At 47.1% G+C, this 18,422-nt stretch carries 9 protein-coding genes and 1 pseudogene; 6 read left to right on the top strand and 4 right to left on the bottom strand.

All coding sequences use genetic code 11. From position 1 onward, the window contains the following. The first annotated feature begins 29 nt into the window (after positions 1-29). Positions 30-4,940, top strand: a complete 4,911-nt coding sequence (locus QUA36_RS01415; RefSeq protein ID WP_333455088.1) for an FG-GAP-like repeat-containing protein — start codon at positions 30-32, stop codon at positions 4,938-4,940. Positions 4,941-5,068: 128 nt separating this feature from the next. On the opposite strand, the gene QUA36_RS01410 is transcribed toward QUA36_RS01415, so the two are convergent. After that, entirely contained in the window at positions 5,069-10,438 is a 5,370-nt protein-coding gene (locus tag QUA36_RS01410) for an AAA family ATPase (RefSeq protein WP_333455086.1), read from the bottom strand. Positions 10,439-10,641: 203 nt separating this feature from the next. Between QUA36_RS01410 and QUA36_RS01405 the strand changes: the two are divergent. Then, a pseudogene (locus QUA36_RS01405) lies at positions 10,642-11,307 on the top strand (IS1 family transposase). A gap of 109 nt (positions 11,308-11,416) precedes the next feature. Here QUA36_RS01405 and QUA36_RS01400 read toward each other — a convergent pair. Continuing rightward, positions 11,417-11,809, bottom strand: a complete 393-nt coding sequence (locus QUA36_RS01400; protein ID WP_333165791.1) for a hypothetical protein — start codon at positions 11,807-11,809, stop codon at positions 11,417-11,419. Positions 11,810-12,360: 551 nt separating this feature from the next. Between QUA36_RS01400 and chlP the strand changes: the two genes are divergently transcribed. Next, complete coding sequence (chlP, locus tag QUA36_RS01395) at positions 12,361-13,581, top strand: geranylgeranyl reductase (protein ID WP_172186475.1); 1,221 nt, start codon at positions 12,361-12,363, stop codon at positions 13,579-13,581. Positions 13,582-13,702: 121 nt separating this feature from the next. Here chlP and QUA36_RS01390 read toward each other — a convergent pair whose 3' ends face one another. Further along, entirely contained in the window at positions 13,703-14,245 is a 543-nt protein-coding gene (locus QUA36_RS01390) for a Dps family protein (protein WP_006632871.1), read from the bottom strand. 356 nt (positions 14,246-14,601) lie between these two features. Here QUA36_RS01390 and QUA36_RS01385 point away from each other — a divergent pair, with 356 nt between their 5' ends. The 3 genes from QUA36_RS01385 (at position 14,602) to QUA36_RS01375 (ending at position 17,171) form a co-directional block, all read left to right on the top strand. Then, on the top strand, positions 14,602-14,847 hold the full coding sequence (locus tag QUA36_RS01385) for an Asr1405/Asl0597 family protein (protein ID WP_333156175.1): 246 nt from the start codon (positions 14,602-14,604) through the stop codon (positions 14,845-14,847). A 73-nt stretch (positions 14,848-14,920) separates the two neighbouring features. Then, positions 14,921-15,583 carry a (2Fe-2S) ferredoxin domain-containing protein gene (locus QUA36_RS01380; RefSeq protein ID WP_333165793.1) on the top strand — a complete coding sequence of 221 codons (663 nt, stop codon included), beginning with the start codon at positions 14,921-14,923 and terminating at the stop codon, positions 15,581-15,583. Between the two features lie 256 nt (positions 15,584-15,839). Next, entirely contained in the window at positions 15,840-17,171 is a 1,332-nt protein-coding gene (locus QUA36_RS01375) for a hypothetical protein (protein WP_333455085.1), read from the top strand. A gap of 158 nt (positions 17,172-17,329) precedes the next feature. On the opposite strand, the gene QUA36_RS01370 is transcribed toward QUA36_RS01375, so the two are convergent. Beyond that, complete coding sequence (locus QUA36_RS01370) at positions 17,330-18,421, bottom strand: RNA-guided endonuclease TnpB family protein (RefSeq protein WP_333455083.1); 1,092 nt, start codon at positions 18,419-18,421, stop codon at positions 17,330-17,332. Position 18,422 lies beyond the last annotated feature (1 nt).

Here is an 18,422-nt window from a genome sequence, read left to right as displayed (position 1 = left end):
ACGCCCTTTATTTCACATTTTGGTACAGAATGCAAGGGCTTATTGAGAATGGTGCAAGATCTCAGTTAAAAGCGACTCAAGACAATCTTGACAATTCACTTATTGGGTCATCTGTCGATGACTTTCGCGATCGGACGGGGGTTAAAGCTCCCGGCGGGCCTGGTGTTAATCTCACAAAACCAAACCAATTTCTCCAACGCCTGAGTGAATTAACGGGTGCCGACATAGCCGCCTCCGCCAACCCCACCGGCAATGCCGTACTGGGTGGAGACTGGGAACTGGAAGTACAAACAGGCCTGATTGAAACACCAATACCATTTAACGCCAACACCCTCAAAACCTACAAGGGCGTACTAGGCTTCAGTCCCCAAGTTCCCTTCAGTACTAGCAATAGCCCCCGCTCCGTCAGCATCGGCGACATCAACGGCGACGGGAAACCTGACTTAGCTGTGGCGAACTACTCCACCGATAACGCCTCCATCCTGCTCAACGCCACCGCCACCGGAGCCCCCACCCCCACTTTTGCCAGAGTTGACTTCATTACTGGCACTAGGCCCGAATCCGTCAGCATTATTGGCGACATCAACGGCGACGGCAAACCGGATTTAGCAACGGGGAACAGGGGCAGCGATAACGCCTCCATCCTGCTCAACACCACCGCCACCGGCGCCGCCACCCCCACTTTTGCCACCAAAGTTGACTTCCCAACTGGCGATGGCCCCTACTCCGTCAGCATCGGCGACATCAACGGCGACATCAACGGCGACGGGAAACCTGACTTAGCTGTGGCGAACAGCAACAGCAACGATGTCTCCATCCTGCTCAACACCACCGCCACCTTCGCTACCACCCCCACTTTCGCCACCCAAGTCCCCTTCCCTACTGGCACTAACCCCGTCTCCGTCAGCATCGGCGACATCAACGGCGACGGGAAACCTGACTTAGCTGTGGCGAACAGGGACAGCAACAACGTCTCCATCCTGCTCAACACCACCGCCACCTTCGCTACCACCCCCACTTTCGCCACCAAAGTTGACTTCACAACTGGTACTGGCGCCCGCTCCGTCAGCATCGGCGACATCAACGGCGACGGGAAACCTGACTTAGCTGTGGCGAACATCAGCAGCGGCAACGTTTCCATCCTGCTCAATACCACTCCCCCCAACGCCACCATCCCCACTTTCCTCACCCAAGTTCCCTTCCCCACTGGCTCGGGCCCCGACTCCGTCAGCATCGACGACATCAACGGCGACGGGAAACCTGACTTAGCTGTGGCGAACGTTAGCAGCGGCAACGTTTCCATCCTGCTCAACACCACCGCCACCTTCGCTACCACCCCCACTTTCGCCCCCCAAGTCCCCTTCCCTGCTGTCGCTGGGCCCATCTCCGTCAGCATCCGCGACTTGAACGGCGACGGGAAACCTGACTTAGCTGTGGTGAACATTGGCAGCAACAATGTCTCCATCCTGCTCAACACTACCCCCAAAGTTACTGCTGTCACCGCCACCACCGCTGACGGCAGCTACGGCATCGGTTCTACTATCGCCATCACCGTCACCTTCGATGCCGCTGTCAACGTAGATACCACAGGTGGCACGCCCCAACTGCAACTAGAAACAGGCACAACTGACCGCTTTGCCACCTATACCAGCGGTAGCGGCGGTACTGTACTCACCTTCAACTATATAGTCCAAGCAGGAGACACCTCGGATGACTTAGAATACCTCGCCACCACCGCCCTCACCCTCAACGGCGGCACAATTAAAGAAACTGCTGGTACAGCCTTTGACGCTTTCTTAACCCTCCCCACTACCGCCTCAGTTAGCTCTCTCGGTGGTAGTAAAGCCATAGTTATTGAAACTGTTGCACCCACCATCACCAGCGTCACCTCTACCACCCCTGACGGGAGTTACAACACAACTGGCAACATCAACGTCACCGTCAACTTCAGCGAAGCCGTTACTTTAGCAGGTAATATGAGTGTCGCCTTAGACACAGGCGGCACTGTTACTATTGCATCTTTTAGCGGCACATCTGCTGGCGGCATTTATACTCCAGCAACCGGACAAAATAGTATTGATCTCAACTCAACAGGCATAACTTTAGGAGTCGGTGCCACCTTAAAGGATGCTGCTGGAAATGATGCAACCTTGACTATCCCTGCGGGACAATCTTTAGCCGATAGCAGAGCTATAATTGTAGACACCGTTGTACCCACAGTTGCCTTAACATCCGCATCCCCAACAACCACAAACGCACCATTTTTAGTCACAGCAACATTCAGCGAAAGCGTCACAGGATTTATTGCCAGCGACGTTAATGTTACTAACAGTACGATTAGCAATTTGACGGGTAGCGGCACAACTTATAATTTTACCGTTACACCTAATGCTGAAGGCCCTGTCACCGTTGATGTCCCTGCTGCTACAGCCACTGATATTGCTGGCAATAATAATACCGCCGCCACGCAACTGACTCGCACGTATGATGCTACAGCGCCAACAGTTGTCTTAACATCCGCATCCCCAACAACCACAAACGCACCATTTAGCGTCACAGCAACATTCAGTGAAGATGTCACCGGGTTTGATAATACTGATATTACCGTCACCAATGCGAATGTCGGTAACTTTGTCCCAGTTAATGCCAAAACCTACACCTTTGATGTCACCCCGAATGCTGATGGTAATGTCACCGTTGATGTACTTGCGGCTAAAGCCACTGATACTGCGGGTAATAACAATACCGCTGCCACTCAACTGGTTCGTACTGCTAATATTAGCGCACCTAATGTCACCTTAAGCTCAACTTCAGCCAGCACAGTCAACGCCGCATTTAGCGTCACAGCAACCTTCAGCGAAAATGTCTCTGGGTTTGATAATACTGATATTACCGTCGCCAATGCGATTGTCGGTAACTTTGTCCCAGTTAATGCCACAACCTACACCTTTGATGTCACTCCCACCGCTGATGGTAATGTCACCGTTGATGTACTTGCGAATAAAGCTAATGATACTGCGGGTAATAATAATATCGCAGCCACTCAACTGGTTCGTACTGCTGATATTACTCCGCCAACAGTTGCCTTAACATCAACTTCAGCAACAACAGTCAACGCAGCATTTTTAGTCACAGCAACTTTCAGTGAAAATGTGACCGGATTTAGTTCGAGTGGCATTAATGTTACTAACGGTACGGTTAGCGGTTTTACAGGTAGCGGCACGACTTATAATTTTACCGTTACTCCGAATGGTGATGGTAATGTCACAGTTGATGTACCGGAGGCTAAAGCTACTGATACTGCAAGTAATAACAATACCGCTGCAACTCAACTGACTCGTACTGCTAATATCACCGCACCTCCTGCTAGCTTGAGTTCAGTTTCTAACATTACTATACCGGGGGGTACAAGTCAAATATTGACGGTTACTTTCAGTGATAGTAGTGGAGTTGATGTTAGCAGTTTAGATAATTCTGACCTGGTAGTAAATTGGTCGGCTGGTGCTATTCCTGCTGCCTTTGTCAGCGTCGATACTAATAGTAACGGTACTGTTCGCACGGCAACTTATTCGCTGACTCCGCCTGGGGGAAGTTGGGATGATACAGATAATGGCAGTTACGCTGTTAATTTGCAAGCATCGCAAGTAAAAGATACTTTTGGCAATCAATTTGTAGGTAGCAATTTAGGCAGTTTTACTGTTAACATTCCCACGCCAACACCGACTCCCACGCCCATTCCGACTCCCACGCCCACACCGACTCCCACGCCAACACCGACTCCCACGCCAACACCGACTCCCACGCCCATTCCGACTCCCACGCCAACACCGACTCCCACACCAACGCCGACTCCGACAACAACACCGACTCCGACAACAACACCGACTCCGACAACAACACCCACTCCGACAACAACACCGACTCCGACAACAACACCGACTCCGACAACAACACCCACTCCAACGCCAACTCCAGGTATTCCCGCTGTCATTTTCCTTGAACCACTTGGCAGTACCGACGTACTCGAAAGCTTGGGCAGCGATATATACAAAGTGCGACTAAATACTCAGCCAACTGCTAACGTCACCGTCGCCATTACCCCTGAAACTCAAGTTACTGTCAGCCTACCTGTCCTTACTTTTACTCCCGCCAATTGGAATGTCGCTCAAACGGTAACGGTGACTGCGGTTGACGATGCGGTTGTTGAGGGCGATCGTCTAAGTTCAATTAGCCATGCCACTACCAGCCTTGACACACAGTATAATAATCTCGTCGCCCCTCTCACAGTCAATATCAGCGATAACGATAACTTAGGCGATGTCACAACCTTGTTGAAAAAGTCAGTAATCGGTTTGACACAGAAGGACGATCGCGCCACAGGATCGGCATTAAACGACATTATCCACGCACGCCCCGGCAATGACTATCTTCATGGCAAAGCAGGAGATGACTTGCTTTACGGACAAAAAGGCGATGACGGCATCAGGGGCGGTGATGGCAATGACATTATTTTTGGTGGTAAGGGGATTGATTTTATTCAGGGTGACGGTGGCCTTGACTTGATTTATGGAGGAAAGGAAAACGATCGCATTTACGGAGGCGATGGCGACGATATATTGTTTGGCGATGGGGGCAACGACTACTTATTTGGAGAAATGGGTGCCGATACTCTCACAGGCGGATTGGGTTTTGATGTGTTTGCCCTCGCGATCGATACTGGTGGAACAGACTTAGCCGCCGCTGATGTCATTAATGATTTCACCCTAAATCAAGACAAAATTGATTTAATTAGCCCCCTTTCTTTTAGCCAGTTAAATATTTATCAAGGAACCGGCGCTTTTGTTAGCGATACTATAATTCAGTATCAGGTAACAGGGGAATATTTAGCTGTCTTGAAAGGAGTCACTGCCAGCAGTATAGTTCAGGCAGTAACTTTTTAGACTTCGTATGTTGTTGCGCTTTAGCGCTAAAGCGCAATAACATACCTACCCGATCGCGATCGCCTAATTTGTATGGTGCACCAACAGTCGATCGCACTTTTGCTTTGATTTTCAGGCATAGCAACCGCTTAATGTAAATTGTGTAGCCTGTCTTTGATTTTTGTGCGAGTCAACAATGCAGACTCACAGCGTTCCCAGTACATTTTAGCCACGCGATCGCCCGGATTCTGACGCCAACACTCTTCAAAAAGCCGCGCCGCTTCAAATAACTTCCCTCCCGAGTAAAGTGCCCTAGCTTCTGCAAACAATTCCAGCGTAGCTAACTTGGCCTGTTTAATTTCTGGTGGATCTGCATCAAACACCTCATAAATCGTCACAGCTTCGGATTTTCCCTTGACTTTTACCGTATCGATAGTGCGGATTGCGTACTGGGATGGATTTTTTAGGCGCGAATAAGTTGGCTGGGTAATTAATAGCGCCACCCCATAATTTTTCGTCAAACTTTCCACACGAGAAGCTAAATTCACCGCATCGCTGATTACCGTCCCGTCCATGCGATTTGGTCCTCCCACAGTTCCCAGCATCAAAGAACCCGTATTAATCCCAATCCCAATCTGAATTGGCGCACAGCCAGCGTTAGCGCAGTATTCATTGTATTCAGCGAGACGGTGCAGCATCGCAATTCCCGCTTTCACCGCATTATCCGCCTCGCCGCTAAACAGTGCCATAATCGCATCGCCAATATATTTGTCAATAAACCCCTTATTTTCATTAATGACGGGTTCCATGCGAGAAAGATAAGAATTGATAAATTTGAAATTATCCTCCGGCGTCATAGTTTCCGAAAGCGTGGTAAAATTGCGAATATCGGAAAACAGCACCGACATTTCTAACTGCACTTGGTCGCCCAATTCCACATCAATAATGCTTGATTTCTCTAAAAACTGGAGGAATTGATGGGGGATGAAGCGCTCGTAAGCTTTGTTGAGTTGAGCCAGCCTGCTTTCATTTTGGCGTACTTCTGTATAAAGCTTAGAATTTTGAATTGAGATGGCCGCTTGTCCCGATAAAACTTTTAATATTTCCACTCTTTCTGGGGTAAAAGCTCCCGCTGTCAAATTGTTTTCTAAATAAACAATACTAATGATTTGAGATTGATTAATCAGCGGTACACATAAAATTGATTTGGGCTGATACTTTCGGATGTGGCGGTCGTTGGTAAATTGTCCCGATCGCGCAGCATCATCTAGTACCACGCTTTCTTGAGTGCGACTCACATAATTGACAATTGCGGAGGAAAGTTCCTGACAATCTTCAACGGGGATTGACTGCAACACGGTGACTTGTTCAGAATTTATTGCCCCTTCAGCTTCAATCAACAGTTGTCCCTGGCTTAACAAAATCAGATAGCCTCGTTGCGCCCCTGCATTTTCTATCAAAATTTTCATCAAGCTAGACAGTAGCTTATCTAGCATAATTTCTCCAGAAATCGCATGAGAAGCCTTCATAACTGCGCTGATATCTAGGTGATTACCCGAACCAGTCGTTGTCATTGCTACGGTAGTTTGAGTGTTTTTCCTTCCCGGTTGAGTTACCGCGAATAATTGGGGATATCGCGTTTCTAAATCCGTTACTTTAGCAGTGGCTCCCCATTCAACATAACAATAATACGCCTCAAATATGTAGGATTGAGCAACTTTTGTTTTGCCCCATTCCGAGTAGAATTTGGCTGCTAGTTCGTTGGCCAGGGCTTCGTCATTAACATATTTGTTTTCTTTGGCTCCTTCAATTGCGCGATCGTACATTTCAATCGCCTCGGCTTTATTGCCCAACACCCGTTGCTGTTCTGCTTCCACTAAATACCATTTATGCAGATAATTCATCGGAGCATTTTGCGCCCACTGTTGCAGCGTGCTTTGATGGGTTTCCACTAAGGCAAGAATTTCAGTTTGCTCAATTGCTGGCTGTGCCCGAAAAAGTGCCAGGTGCGTCAGGGCAGCATAAAAATGAAAAATTGGAACAAAAGCCGATCCAGATACTCCCATCAAATACTGTTTGACTTGGGAAATATGGTCTAGGGCAGCCGTATAATTGCCATAGCAGTAAGCAAGCAGCAGTTTGAAGATGCAGGCACAGGCGATCGCCGTAAATTCATTATCCTGATAGTGCTTGGGAATCATCACCGTTTCATCGTAGGCAGAGCCTATTAACAAATCCGGCCGAATACGAGTTTCCCTTAAGTTTTGCACCGTCTGCTGAATCATATCCAAATAAATCCGCGCAGAATATTGTTTCAACTGTGCCATTACCGCCCTATAACTTGCTATTTCTGGTTCCCAAGTGTCTAGTTCTACCCCAGCGAATAAATAAGTATAAAAGCAAATATATATGTTGTAGCCAGCGTCTACAAAGTCGCCTGTTTCCATGCCCAACCTATAGCCCTCTTTCAGCGTTGGTATCGTTGCCAAAAGAGATTCTTGGCGATGCTGAATCCAGCCACCAAACAAAAGTAGAACTGTGGACTTGAATTCGGGTACATTCAACCTATCCAGCAATGAAAGTGCCAATTGCCCAAAGCCATAGCCCGTTTCCACCTCTTGTAAAAAGGCACAGAACACCATTCCGTGCATCGCATAACCCACCGTCGATGCGGGCGCATTTCCAAAGGAGAGCGATAAACTCACCATCGTTGAGCTCAGCAAGGGCAGCAAACCGGGCATTCCCTGGAAAATGGGTGGAAACAACATACCAGACAGTTGCATAGCTGCCTGAGTCTGTGGATTTGTCATCACAGGTAGGTCAACCAATTCCTCAATCTTTCTGTCGCCGAGGAGGGCCGCAAGGGCTTGTAGCGCTTTGCCAATCTTGGCTTCATCAGGTTCGGCAGGGAGTTCAATCCCCAATTGTAAGAGTGCTTCTCTTGCTACTGCGATCGTTTCTAATACCTTGCTCTGAGCTGTCTGAGCGGCAATTTTAATTTCGTAAATTTTAACTCGATCTAAAATTGTTTGGGCTTCTTGCACAACCAGTGCTGCCATCTGTTCCATACCATCAAAGTCACCATTCAAATAGGCAATTTCAGCAGCAGCAACATACAGATTTAGCGCCAATTCATATTGAGTTTGCCAGCATTGAGGTGTCAGTAGTTCAATTCCAGTTTGTAGATAGATATTTGCCGCAGCGTAGGCGGTAGAATTTCTAGCCTTACGTCCAGCTTCTAAGTTTAGTTGGGCTAAGGCTGAGTGTTCACTTAATTGATCGATTAACTCAATTCCTTGATTTAAATGCCCCACAATATCAAATATTTTTTCTTCGGTTTCTATGTCGGAAGAACTTTGTAGCAGTAACTGTCCAATTTTCAGATGAGTGGCTTGTTTTTGATCGTCGGGAATCAATGAATAAGCCGCTTGCTGGACGCGATCGTGCAGGAACTTATAAGTGGGATTAGCAACAGACTGATTCGGGGATTGACTATCTGATTGAATGAAGTTATAGCCTTCTGAAATTACTAAAATTAGTCCTTCTTGCAAGGCTTTCCACAGCGCTGATTCGGTTTCTTCTGGTAATTCTTCGTTGACTATTGCCAATGTCTCTAAATCAAACTGCGCCCCAATACACGCGGCAAGTTTGAGGGCATCCTGAGTAATGGCCGGCAACTTTTGCAATTGCGCCGCCATAAACTCCACCACATCCGAGGCGTCGGCAAATTTAACTTGATTAATATCGCACTGCCACCCCCCTTTGCTGCCCCCCTTACTAAGAGGGGATTGAGGGGGGTTAAAAATAATTTGACCATCTTCATACAAGGCCTTGAGGAATTGAGTCGAGAAAAAGGGATTACCTTGGGTTTTTTGATAAACCAATTCTGTCAAGGGCCCGGCTAAAGATAAATCGCAAATCAGCGTCTCTGCTACCAACTGATTGAGATCTCCTAAACTCAACGGTTGCAGGGTAATCGTATTCACCGTGGCTCCCGATTTCACAATCTCATCCACAGTCAACATAAACGGATGAGCCGGTGATACCTCATTATCGCGATAAGCACCCAATACTAACAGATGCCCCGTATCTTCCATCAACAGTTGTAGCAATTTCAGCGATGCCGAATCTGCCCATTGCAAATCGTCCAGAAACATCACTAAGGGATGTTCTGCTTGGGTAAATACTTGCACAAATTTCTGCATCAGCAGATTGAAGCGATTTTGGGCGGCACTCCCCGACAATTCTAGTGCAGGACTTTGAGCGCCAATGATGTGTTCTAATTCAGGAATTACGTCAATCAAGACTTGCCCACTCTCGCCTACTGCTGTGAGAATCAGGTTTTTCCATCTGTGTAACTGAGCGTCACTTTCTGATAATAATTGTCCCATCAATTCCCGAAATGCTTGCACAAATGCACTAAAGGGAATATTGCGTTGAAATTGGTCGTATTTGCCTTTGATAAAATAGCCACGCTGTCTGGCGATCGGCTTATGCACTTCATTCACTACTGCGGTTTTACCAATCCCAGAAAAACCAGCTACTAGCATCATTTCGGCACTAGCATTACGAACTCTTTCAAAGGCAGCTAATAGATTATCAACTTCTGTTTCTCTGCCGTATAACTTTTCGGGAATCAGGAAATGGTCTGTAAGATCCAGCGTCCCTAAGTCAAATTCTTCTATGCTATCGGTTTCTTGTAATTGAACCAGACACATTTCTAAATCCTGCTTGAGACCCAATGCAGTTTGATAGCGATTCTCCGCATTTTTCGCCATCAGCTTGCTGACTATTTGGGAGACAATTAGGGGAATTTCTGGCTTGATTTCGTGCGGGGGAACTGGTTGTCGGGCAATGTGGCAGTGAACTATCTCTAAAGCGTCTTCTGTCTCAAAAGGCAGTTTTCCTGTCAGCAATTCGTAGAAGGTGACGCCGAGGGAGTAAAAGTCAGTGCGGTAATCGATAGAGCGATTCATCCTACCAGTTTGTTCCGGCGAGATGTAAGCGAGGGTTCCTTCTAAAACATTGGGATTTTTCAGGGTTGGCATTTCTCGCGTTAGCTGAGTGGAAATGCCAAAGTCGATAATTTTGAGCTGCCCCGTCGTTGGATTGAATACTATATTAGAAGGGTTAATATCTTTGTGAATTATATTGGCGCTGTGAATTTGCCCTAAAGTTTCAGTTGCAGCGATCGCAATTTGGAGAAATTCCTTGAGGCTAAACTTTCGCTGCTGTATCAATATTTTCAAGGATTCCCCGCCAAAGTCCTCCACAAAAATCACGAGGCTGTTTTGGTATTTTTGCAAGTCATAAACTTGCACGACTCCCGCCTCTTTCAGCTCTCGGGTGATGCGGTATTCGGTGCGGTAGCGTAGCAATTCTTGAGGTGTGGGGTAGCTTTCTTTGAGCAGTTTGAGGATGAGCGGTTGATGATCCGCTTCCCGAATCGCCCGGTACACCAGAGAATTGGTACTTTCGTAAAGCAGCTTCTGGACGGCAATGCCTGGGATGGACAGCATATTTATTTTTTTGGTAAAAATTAACGCGAAGTCGAAACACAGCGGGTTCGTTATGTCGAGAATAGCGCTTTAGAAAGGAACAAATTATGTTTTTATAACACACTCTTAGTTTTTCGGCAGCGAAATGGCTTTCAAGTGGTCTGGCAGAGTAAGGGTAAGGAGTGATCATGCGACGTACCTAAGCCCTGTTAATTCTCAACTCCATGAATTGTCACCGTTTCTGTTATCCAAACATCGTTAAAAATTGTCCCACCCCCAGCGCTAAGCAAAATTTTGAATGTAGAGATTGTCACAGGCAGTTTGTTTAAAACCCCAGACATCAAAGGATTTCAGAAGAAACAAAAAAATTGAGAGATCAGCTTTTATTAGAAAAAATATCTTGAGTTGCGATTGTCAAAGTCACGAGGGTGTCCCCCCGCTGGTTCCAATACTATGTGTTTTTCAACAATTAGCATCAGTCCCCCGGAAAGTTCAAGTAAAGTCAAAAAAACAAGGCAAGCTAACGATCCAACGTGATGAAATGTAGTCCTTTGTAGGCACTAAGGGTAACAAGCAGTGGAAAGAGCTGCCAATTGATGCCTTAAGCCAAGAAATTCTAGGGGTGTATATAGGAAGTCGAGTTGAAATGGGTGCTAAAGGTTTTTGGGATTCCCTCCCAGTAGTTGACAGACGATGTGCCGTCTATTATACAGATTTTTGGGCAGGCTCAAAAAAAACCCAGCGACACAAATCTCTGGGGAAAGATACTGGCAAAACTTCTGATATCGAAAGATTCAATAACACCCTTCAGCAAAGGATATCTCGTTTGATAAGAAAGACTTTGTTCTCATCTATCTCTAAATATCTCCAATCATGTTGGTGCCTTCTAGTATTTTATCCATGATTACAAGACTTCTTTACCCCTAAAAATGTTGAGAATTTTTCGTTGCTATGCAGAACTACCAGGCTTTGTTCTGATGATTTTGGAGAGTGATTTATCTACTTCCGCTTACCCTTCCCGGCTACAAACTCCCGCAGCCGGAGTAAACTAGCCGTTTGCCCCAAATTCAGCGGCAGCAGCGACACTCCCTCCAACCGAGATTGCACCCAACCGTCGCCCCAATACCATTCGTGAAACCCGTCAATTCCCTGACTCAATAACAGCCGCAGACAATTGTGCTCAACAATATCAACGTGATGCTGAACTGCCACCGGGCCCAGCCAACTTGTAAAGGTCAAACCTTGAGCAAATTCTTCCGGCAAACCGCTAGACAACTGCTGCGGCCACAGCCACTGCTGCAATTGAGTTGGACGCAACAAGCTGTCTCTAATCGCTGTTTCGGAAGCTTCAAGCTCAATCCGCAGGTTGCTTTGTTGAAAATTACCGAGCATAAGAATTTTAGATATAACTGCAAGTAACTTTAATGTAACTTATTGGACTGGTTCTAAGTAAAATGTTGCACCATTCGTGTGAAGTAGGGGCGGGTTCACCAACCATCTCTAACTCTCACCAACAATTAAAATAAACCCGCCCCACCCCACTAAAAACCCCCAATTGACATTGCTGCAACATCTCAGTTTTCACCGAGTATCCCGATCGAACATCATATCAAGTCCGGTTGATTAACCGCGATCGGCGAGGTCGGGGCGGGTTTACGAGATTATTAGTTTTAGGCACTGATGGTTGGCGAACCAACCCCTACAGTGGTTTGACGGAGGGTGCAAAATGTTCGATCGCACATCACCGTCCATCTACCTTCATCTACACTAAAAAATTTAAGATATTCGATCGCACGTATCGCCCGAAACCCGATTTTCGTATCGAACTGTTAAGCTCTGTTTCATTTCATTGAAATCTTCCCTGCTTCACGCCACCGCATCCAAAGTCCGTGATACCATCACACCTGAGTAATGCCTATAGAAAAAAACTGGAGAGAAAAGCTTTGACACTAAGGGTTGCAGTAGTAGGTTCAGGCCCTGCGGGTTCTTCCGCCGCCGAAACATTGGTAAAAGCAGGCATCGAAACATACCTATTCGAGCGTAAATTAGACAACGCCAAACCCTGCGGTGGGGCTATTCCCCTGTGCATGGTCAGCGAATTTGACTTGCCGCAAAGTATTATTGACCGCCAAGTCAGAAAAATGAAAATGATCTCCCCCTCCAACGTCGAGGTGGACATCAATATTGAAAACGCACACGAATACATCGGTATGTGCCGCCGCGAAGTGCTCGATGGCTTCATGCGCGATCGCGCCGCTTCCTTGGGTGCAAAACTAATTAACGGCACCGTTCACAAATTAGAAATTCCCGGCAACAATACAGACCCCTACACTCTCCACTATGCCGACCACTCCGACGGCAGCGCCATGGGAATTCAGAAAACTCTGAAGGTGGATTTGGTAATCGGGGCTGACGGTGCCAACTCTCGCGTAGCAAAGGCGATCGACGCTGGCGACTACAATTATGCGATCGCCTTCCAAGAGCGCATCCGCCTGCCAGAAGATAAAATGGCTTACTACCACGACTTAGCCGAAATGTACGTCGGCGATGACGTATCTACCGACTTCTACGCTTGGGTGTTCCCCAAATACGACCACGTAGCCGTCGGCACCGGCACGATGAAAGTCAATCAAGCCAGTATCAAAAAGCTGCAAGCAGGCATCCGCGCCCGCGCTGCCAAAAAACTGATGGGCGGTGAGATTATTAAAGTGGAAGCTCACCCCATCCCGGAACATCCGCGTCCTCGCCGGGTTGTTGGCCGGGTTGCTCTCGTAGGCGATGCTGCAGGTTATGTTACCAAGTCTTCCGGCGAAGGTATCTATTTTGCCGCCAAGTCTGGCCGGATGTGCGCCGAAACTATTGTGGAGATTTCCAATAAAGGCGCGCGCATTCCGACTGAAGAGGAAATTAAGATTTACCTGAAGCGGTGGGATAAAGCCTACGGCATTACTTACAAAGTTTTGGACATTTTGCAGCGCGTGTTCTACCGTTCCGATGCTACCCGCGAAGCTTTTGTGGAAATGTGTGCCGATCGCGATGTGCAGAAACTCACATTCGATAGCTACTTGTATAAGACTGTAGTGCCGGCAAATCCTTTCATTCAAATGAAGATTACCGCGAAAACCATTGGTAGCTTGTTGCGTGGGAATGCTTTAGCGCCTTAATTCCGGGCGGCTAAGCGCACTTTGTATAAAAAAAAGCGGGCAGTCACAAAACTGCTCGCTTTTTTTTCGATCTAAGATAACCAACCCCAAATGCGCGAAGGAAGAGGAAGAAGAAGAATTGTTAGTTCAAGTTCAACTGCACTAAGGTATCGGGGGCGAGGAAGTGAGAAATGTGATAAGCCCGTTCCTCGGTTTTCAGCAGGATTTTTTCGTAGAGGTAGCGGGTAGCTCGATCGCCCAAACTTTCAGCTTGTCCTGCTTGACGCCGCAGCAAACCGAGGATAGCTTGCTCAGCAATTAAATCGTGTTCCAGCATTTGGCGGCAGGAATATACGCCGTCGGCTTCCGGCTCAAAACAGCACAGTTCGGCTAACTTGCTAAAGCTAGCTGCTGGTATGCCGCCCAACCCGTTTAACCGTTCGCCCAACTCGTGGACGCTATCTTGAGCTTCTCCGTAGCTTTCTTCAAAGAATTTGTGCAAGGAGTAAAATTCTGCCCCTTCCACCACAAAATGATGTTTTTGATATTGCAGGTATAGAGCCTGAAAACTGGCCAGCAGCGCGTTCATCCCTTCACAAATCGGTGCTGTGACTGAATGTTCCAGTAGAACTGGGTTTTCGGCTATGTGGCCAAATGGTCTCAATGCACTCTGAGTCTCAGCCATGTGTGTTCTCCTCTCAATAGGCAGTTTTGTTGCCAATAGAGTCAGTCTAGCACTGTAAATTTACCCGTCAAGCAGCGTCTGCCTCGATAGTGGAAGATTTTATAGAGTAGGAAATTTTTTTTCTAAACCTATTGAGAATTATTAGCAGTTGGGTTATGCTTTAAAAAGATCCTCGTTCTGAACGCTTCCTGAAAGTGGGGCGAACCTTCTGAAGGCAGAAGGCAGAGGGTAAAAGGCAAAATTTTTTTAGGAAGGGCTGTTGATAATCCTTGAGGTTCTTCGGAAATCTAGCTTTGAACTTCTGCCCGCTATCAGTCAGGGTAAAAATTAATGCAAATTATTACTGTTGTCAAAAAATGAATCCAGCAGATCCAGAATTAGAAGTTTGTGACATTGTGCAAGTTAGTTGGCTAGATAGGTGGCAAGTTTACAAACGCTTGCAAGAACTAGAAATTCCCTGCTGGTGTGCTGTTGACCAACCTTTACGGGCAAAAGTCAACACTGTCAAACAAGCGGCTCAGTTAATGAGCGTGTTGAGGCAAGTCAGTGCCCCTAGATGCGAACTGGTGCAGTGGCTGGAATGCTGCTGGCAAATCGGGTAAAGGTAGAAGGAAGTTCGGCAACGAGCAGTGTAGAAGATGTAACGGATGTAACGGATTTAAAGGAGTTATAACAATGTATAAGTCTGGCAAGCAAGTTTCCGAATTCAGTTTAGAGGGAGAAATCCTCGGCCTAATTATTGAAGATGGCTGCAAACTTAAATATTTGCGAATTAGCAACGATCGCGGAGTAGAATATCTTGTTAAACTTTGCAAGGAATTGCGGTCATTTCTATCGCCTATTTTGACACCGGGGTTGAGAGTTCAAGTTGTAGGTGAGAAAGAACTTAACTTGAAAAACGGTAAAATAAAACTTAAAGCTCGTAGCCTCAAGCTGGCTCAGGGTAACAACGATCGATCGCACGAACTGCTTGACTCCACCAATGGGCCTGTTGCGGTATTGACATCGGACGATCGCGCGATCGGCAAAACCGAAGTCAGCTCTCCCACAGCAGCTCAAACTGTAAAATCTCCGGCAAAAACCCAAACCAAAATATTAGTATGTCAAAAATCAGACTGCCTGAAGCGGGGCGCTGGAGGAGTCTGTAAAGCTTTAGAAAATGCTTTGAATGCGCGCGGTTTAGAAGACAAAGTGACTGTACAGGGAACCGGATGTCTCAAACAGTGCAAAGCCGGCCCAAATATAGTTGTGATGCCGGACAAAACTCGCTACAGTCGCATTGCACCGGCAGAAGTTCCAGCAATCATTGACAAACATTGTGCAGTTGTTAAAGCTTAGGCGATCGCCCGGATGCCGCAAGAGTGCGTTAGAGATCAGGAAAAATTATTTTGATAGGACTCTGGGCGAAAAACTCACAGGCCCATCTTACGCCTTAATTTGAGTTCGGGTTGTAGTTCGATCGCGGCACCCGATTCAGAGGTTATTGTCCGAAAAAATAGGAAAAAGGCCAAAACTATCACTTAGGGGCTTCCTTCTGTAGAATCTCTAAGGATAGACTGTATCTGAGACCCTGTGAGTATTGGGATAAAAAGCCATGTCAGAAGCTGATCTTCGAGCCCATCAGCACCAACCGCACCCTGCTGTTCCATCCGATACCGAACCATTTCAGTCAGATTTTGCTGCTACTGGGGATTTTGAGCCGATCGCCCCCGATGCGACAGACACTCCCGCAACGGTTCCCCAACAGCCAGAAGAAGACTGGCAAACAGTAGATTTTCCCAACGCCATCAGCGTAGATGCAATTCCCACAAAACCTGAAACAAAAAATTCGCAATCTCCGACACAGCCGGCGGAGGCGGGCTCGCCCCCGATTTCAGACAATCTAAAAAATATGCTTGGGAATGCCGAACAGGCCAAGGGCAAAGGATCGACCCCAGTCACCCTTATGCAAGCGCTGCACGAATGCAACCGCGACCTTTTACAGCGCATCGCGCAGCTAGAAACAGCTCTCGAAGAGTCCCAAAAAACCTTGCAGAATCGCGAAACTTTGCTAGAACAGCGGACTGCAGAACTCGAAAATACTCAAGAACAATTGACGCGGCTGTTTGGCAAAGTGGAAGTTTCCCATCAAACCCTCCAAAGTCAAGAAATTTTAGTCGAAAGTTTAAGAAGTCAGTTGGCAACCAGCCAAGTCAGGCTAGCGACTGTTGAGCGAGAATGTGCGTCTACTGTGCAACGCTACAACGAACAGTTACACCAGTTAGTAGCCACAGAAAATATTTGCAGGGAATTGCGAGCCCGCTTGCACCGCCAGCAGCGCCATACTCTGCAATTCAAAGCTGCCTTGGAAAGAAGTTTGGATAGGCCCCAGGTAAAGTCGCCGAGGATCGAGCCGCCTGACAATAATCTGGACACCGCCAGCGCACAATTAGAATCTTTGCTCGCGGCGGTCAAAAGCTCTCAGATGCCTGTGCCGCCAGCCTTCAACGCTTCCCCTGTCCAACCTTGGTCGGAACCAGAAGAGCTTCCAGAGGTAGCCGCTGCTGCCGAGGCGATCGAGCCTGAATCCCCAGCCCCTCTAGAACTCAACAAATTAGCCGAAGTATCCGGCATTCAATTGCAGAAGAGCGAAACCTACCAGCCTGATGAGCCGGCCACTGACTCGGCCGAACCGGTGGCGGAACCTGAACTGCCGATGGCTGAGTCTGAACCCGAAACTGCTACCAAAGTGGACGCCCAAGAATTGGCTAGGGCTTTTCAAATTTTGAACTCTGTTGAAACCTTTGGCATTCAAGAAGTGCGATCGAGTGTGGCAAAACCTAGAGCAGTCGCCCAACCAGACTGGCTGAGCTTGATTGCCAGTCCGCTGCGGGCTTCTAAAAAACGTCGATCGCTAGCTGAAATTGAATTGCCGAGTTTTCGATAGCGAATTGAAGTTGCTAGTTTTGAGTTTTAACTCAAAACTCAACACTGCTTTGTAAAACTTATCTAAACTTACCTAAAGCCATCTTTAGACAAAATTCGGAGTTTACTTCCTACGCTGTTGGGTAGACGGCTAATCCCAAGATAAGTAGGCTATCCCCCTCAAGCCGAGGGTTCCCAGTTTAAAATGTTGATGCTGGCGTTGAAATCACGATCTAAAGATATGCCACAAGCGGGACAGTCAAAAGTCCGAATGCTTAGTGGCATATCTTTTTTAGTGCCACAATTAGAACAAGTTTTAGTGCTGGGGAACCATTGGTCTACCAGCACTAAATTTGCCCCATACATTTTACACTTATAATCGAGTTGACGTTTGAACTCGTAAAAACCTATATCCGATATTGCCCCGGACAGCTTGTGGTTCGCCATCATTCCTTGAACGTTCAAGTTTTCAATCTTAATTAGCTTAAAAGTTTGGGCTAAATAAGTTGTTAGCTTGTGAAGAAAATCTAAGCGAATACGAGCTATCCGTGCATGGAGCCGACGGATTTTATGGTAGGTTTTGCGCTGATTTTGGGAGCCTATTACCTGTTTTGATGCTTGGCGCTGCAAGGTAGCAAGCTTGGTTTTCGCTTGTTTTAACGGCTTCGGCGCCTCAAAGACCTGCTGAGTTGACAGCGTGGCCGCATACTTGATGCCTAAATCGATTCCTACAGCATTCTCAGGTTGTTGAACTGGCAAACGTTCGGCATCAACGCCAAAGGAAACAAACCAACGACTTCCTTCTTTTGAAATCGTAAAAGTTTGAGACACATAACCGCATTCTAGGGCTTCGTAGAGTCGAAAAGTTCCCAATGTAGGAATCTTGATCGTGCTGCCAGCATTTAGTAAAACTTTGCCGTTAGACGAATCAACTGTAAAAGATTGACCGTCTCGGCGACTAGCAAATCTTGGATGACCTGCTTTTCCAGAGCGATACCGACTAAAAGCATCTTTCAAGTCAATCAAAGCATTTTGATAAACTCGACTAGATAATTGATTCATCCAAGCGAATTCAGGCTGTTTCTTGACGTAGTGGGTGAGAACTTTTTTGACTTCGTTAAGTACCTGTGAGTCCGTGAATTGTCCCCCGCTATACATTTGAGTCCGCAAGCTCAACCCCATGTTAAACACTACCCGCCGAAATCCTGCGTGTTTTGCCATCAAGGTCGCTTCCCGGTTATTCAATTTGAGCGCTCGCTTGACGGCAAACACA

Source organism: Microcoleus sp. Pol10D4, from assembly GCF_036701555.1.
GTDB lineage: Bacteria > Cyanobacteriota > Cyanobacteriia > Cyanobacteriales > Microcoleaceae > Microcoleus.
The sequence above is the reverse complement of the archived record's forward strand: the minus strand, read 5'-3'. Positions and strand labels throughout refer to the sequence as shown.

Coding starts and splice junctions, on each gene's coding strand:
- QUA36_RS01375 (WP_333455085.1), top strand. CDS start 15,840: ATGTCAGAAGCTGATCTTCGAGCCCATCAGCACCAACCGCACCCTGCT.
- QUA36_RS01380 (WP_333165793.1), top strand. CDS start 14,921: ATGTATAAGTCTGGCAAGCAAGTTTCCGAATTCAGTTTAGAGGGAGAA.
- QUA36_RS01385 (WP_333156175.1), top strand. CDS start 14,602: ATGAATCCAGCAGATCCAGAATTAGAAGTTTGTGACATTGTGCAAGTT.
- QUA36_RS01390 (WP_006632871.1), bottom strand. CDS start 14,245: ATGGCTGAGACTCAGAGTGCATTGAGACCATTTGGCCACATAGCCGAA.
- QUA36_RS01400 (WP_333165791.1), bottom strand. CDS start 11,809: ATGCTCGGTAATTTTCAACAAAGCAACCTGCGGATTGAGCTTGAAGCT.
- QUA36_RS01415 (WP_333455088.1), top strand. CDS start 30: ATGCAAGGGCTTATTGAGAATGGTGCAAGATCTCAGTTAAAAGCGACT.
- QUA36_RS01410 (WP_333455086.1), bottom strand. CDS start 10,438: ATGCTGTCCATCCCAGGCATTGCCGTCCAGAAGCTGCTTTACGAAAGT.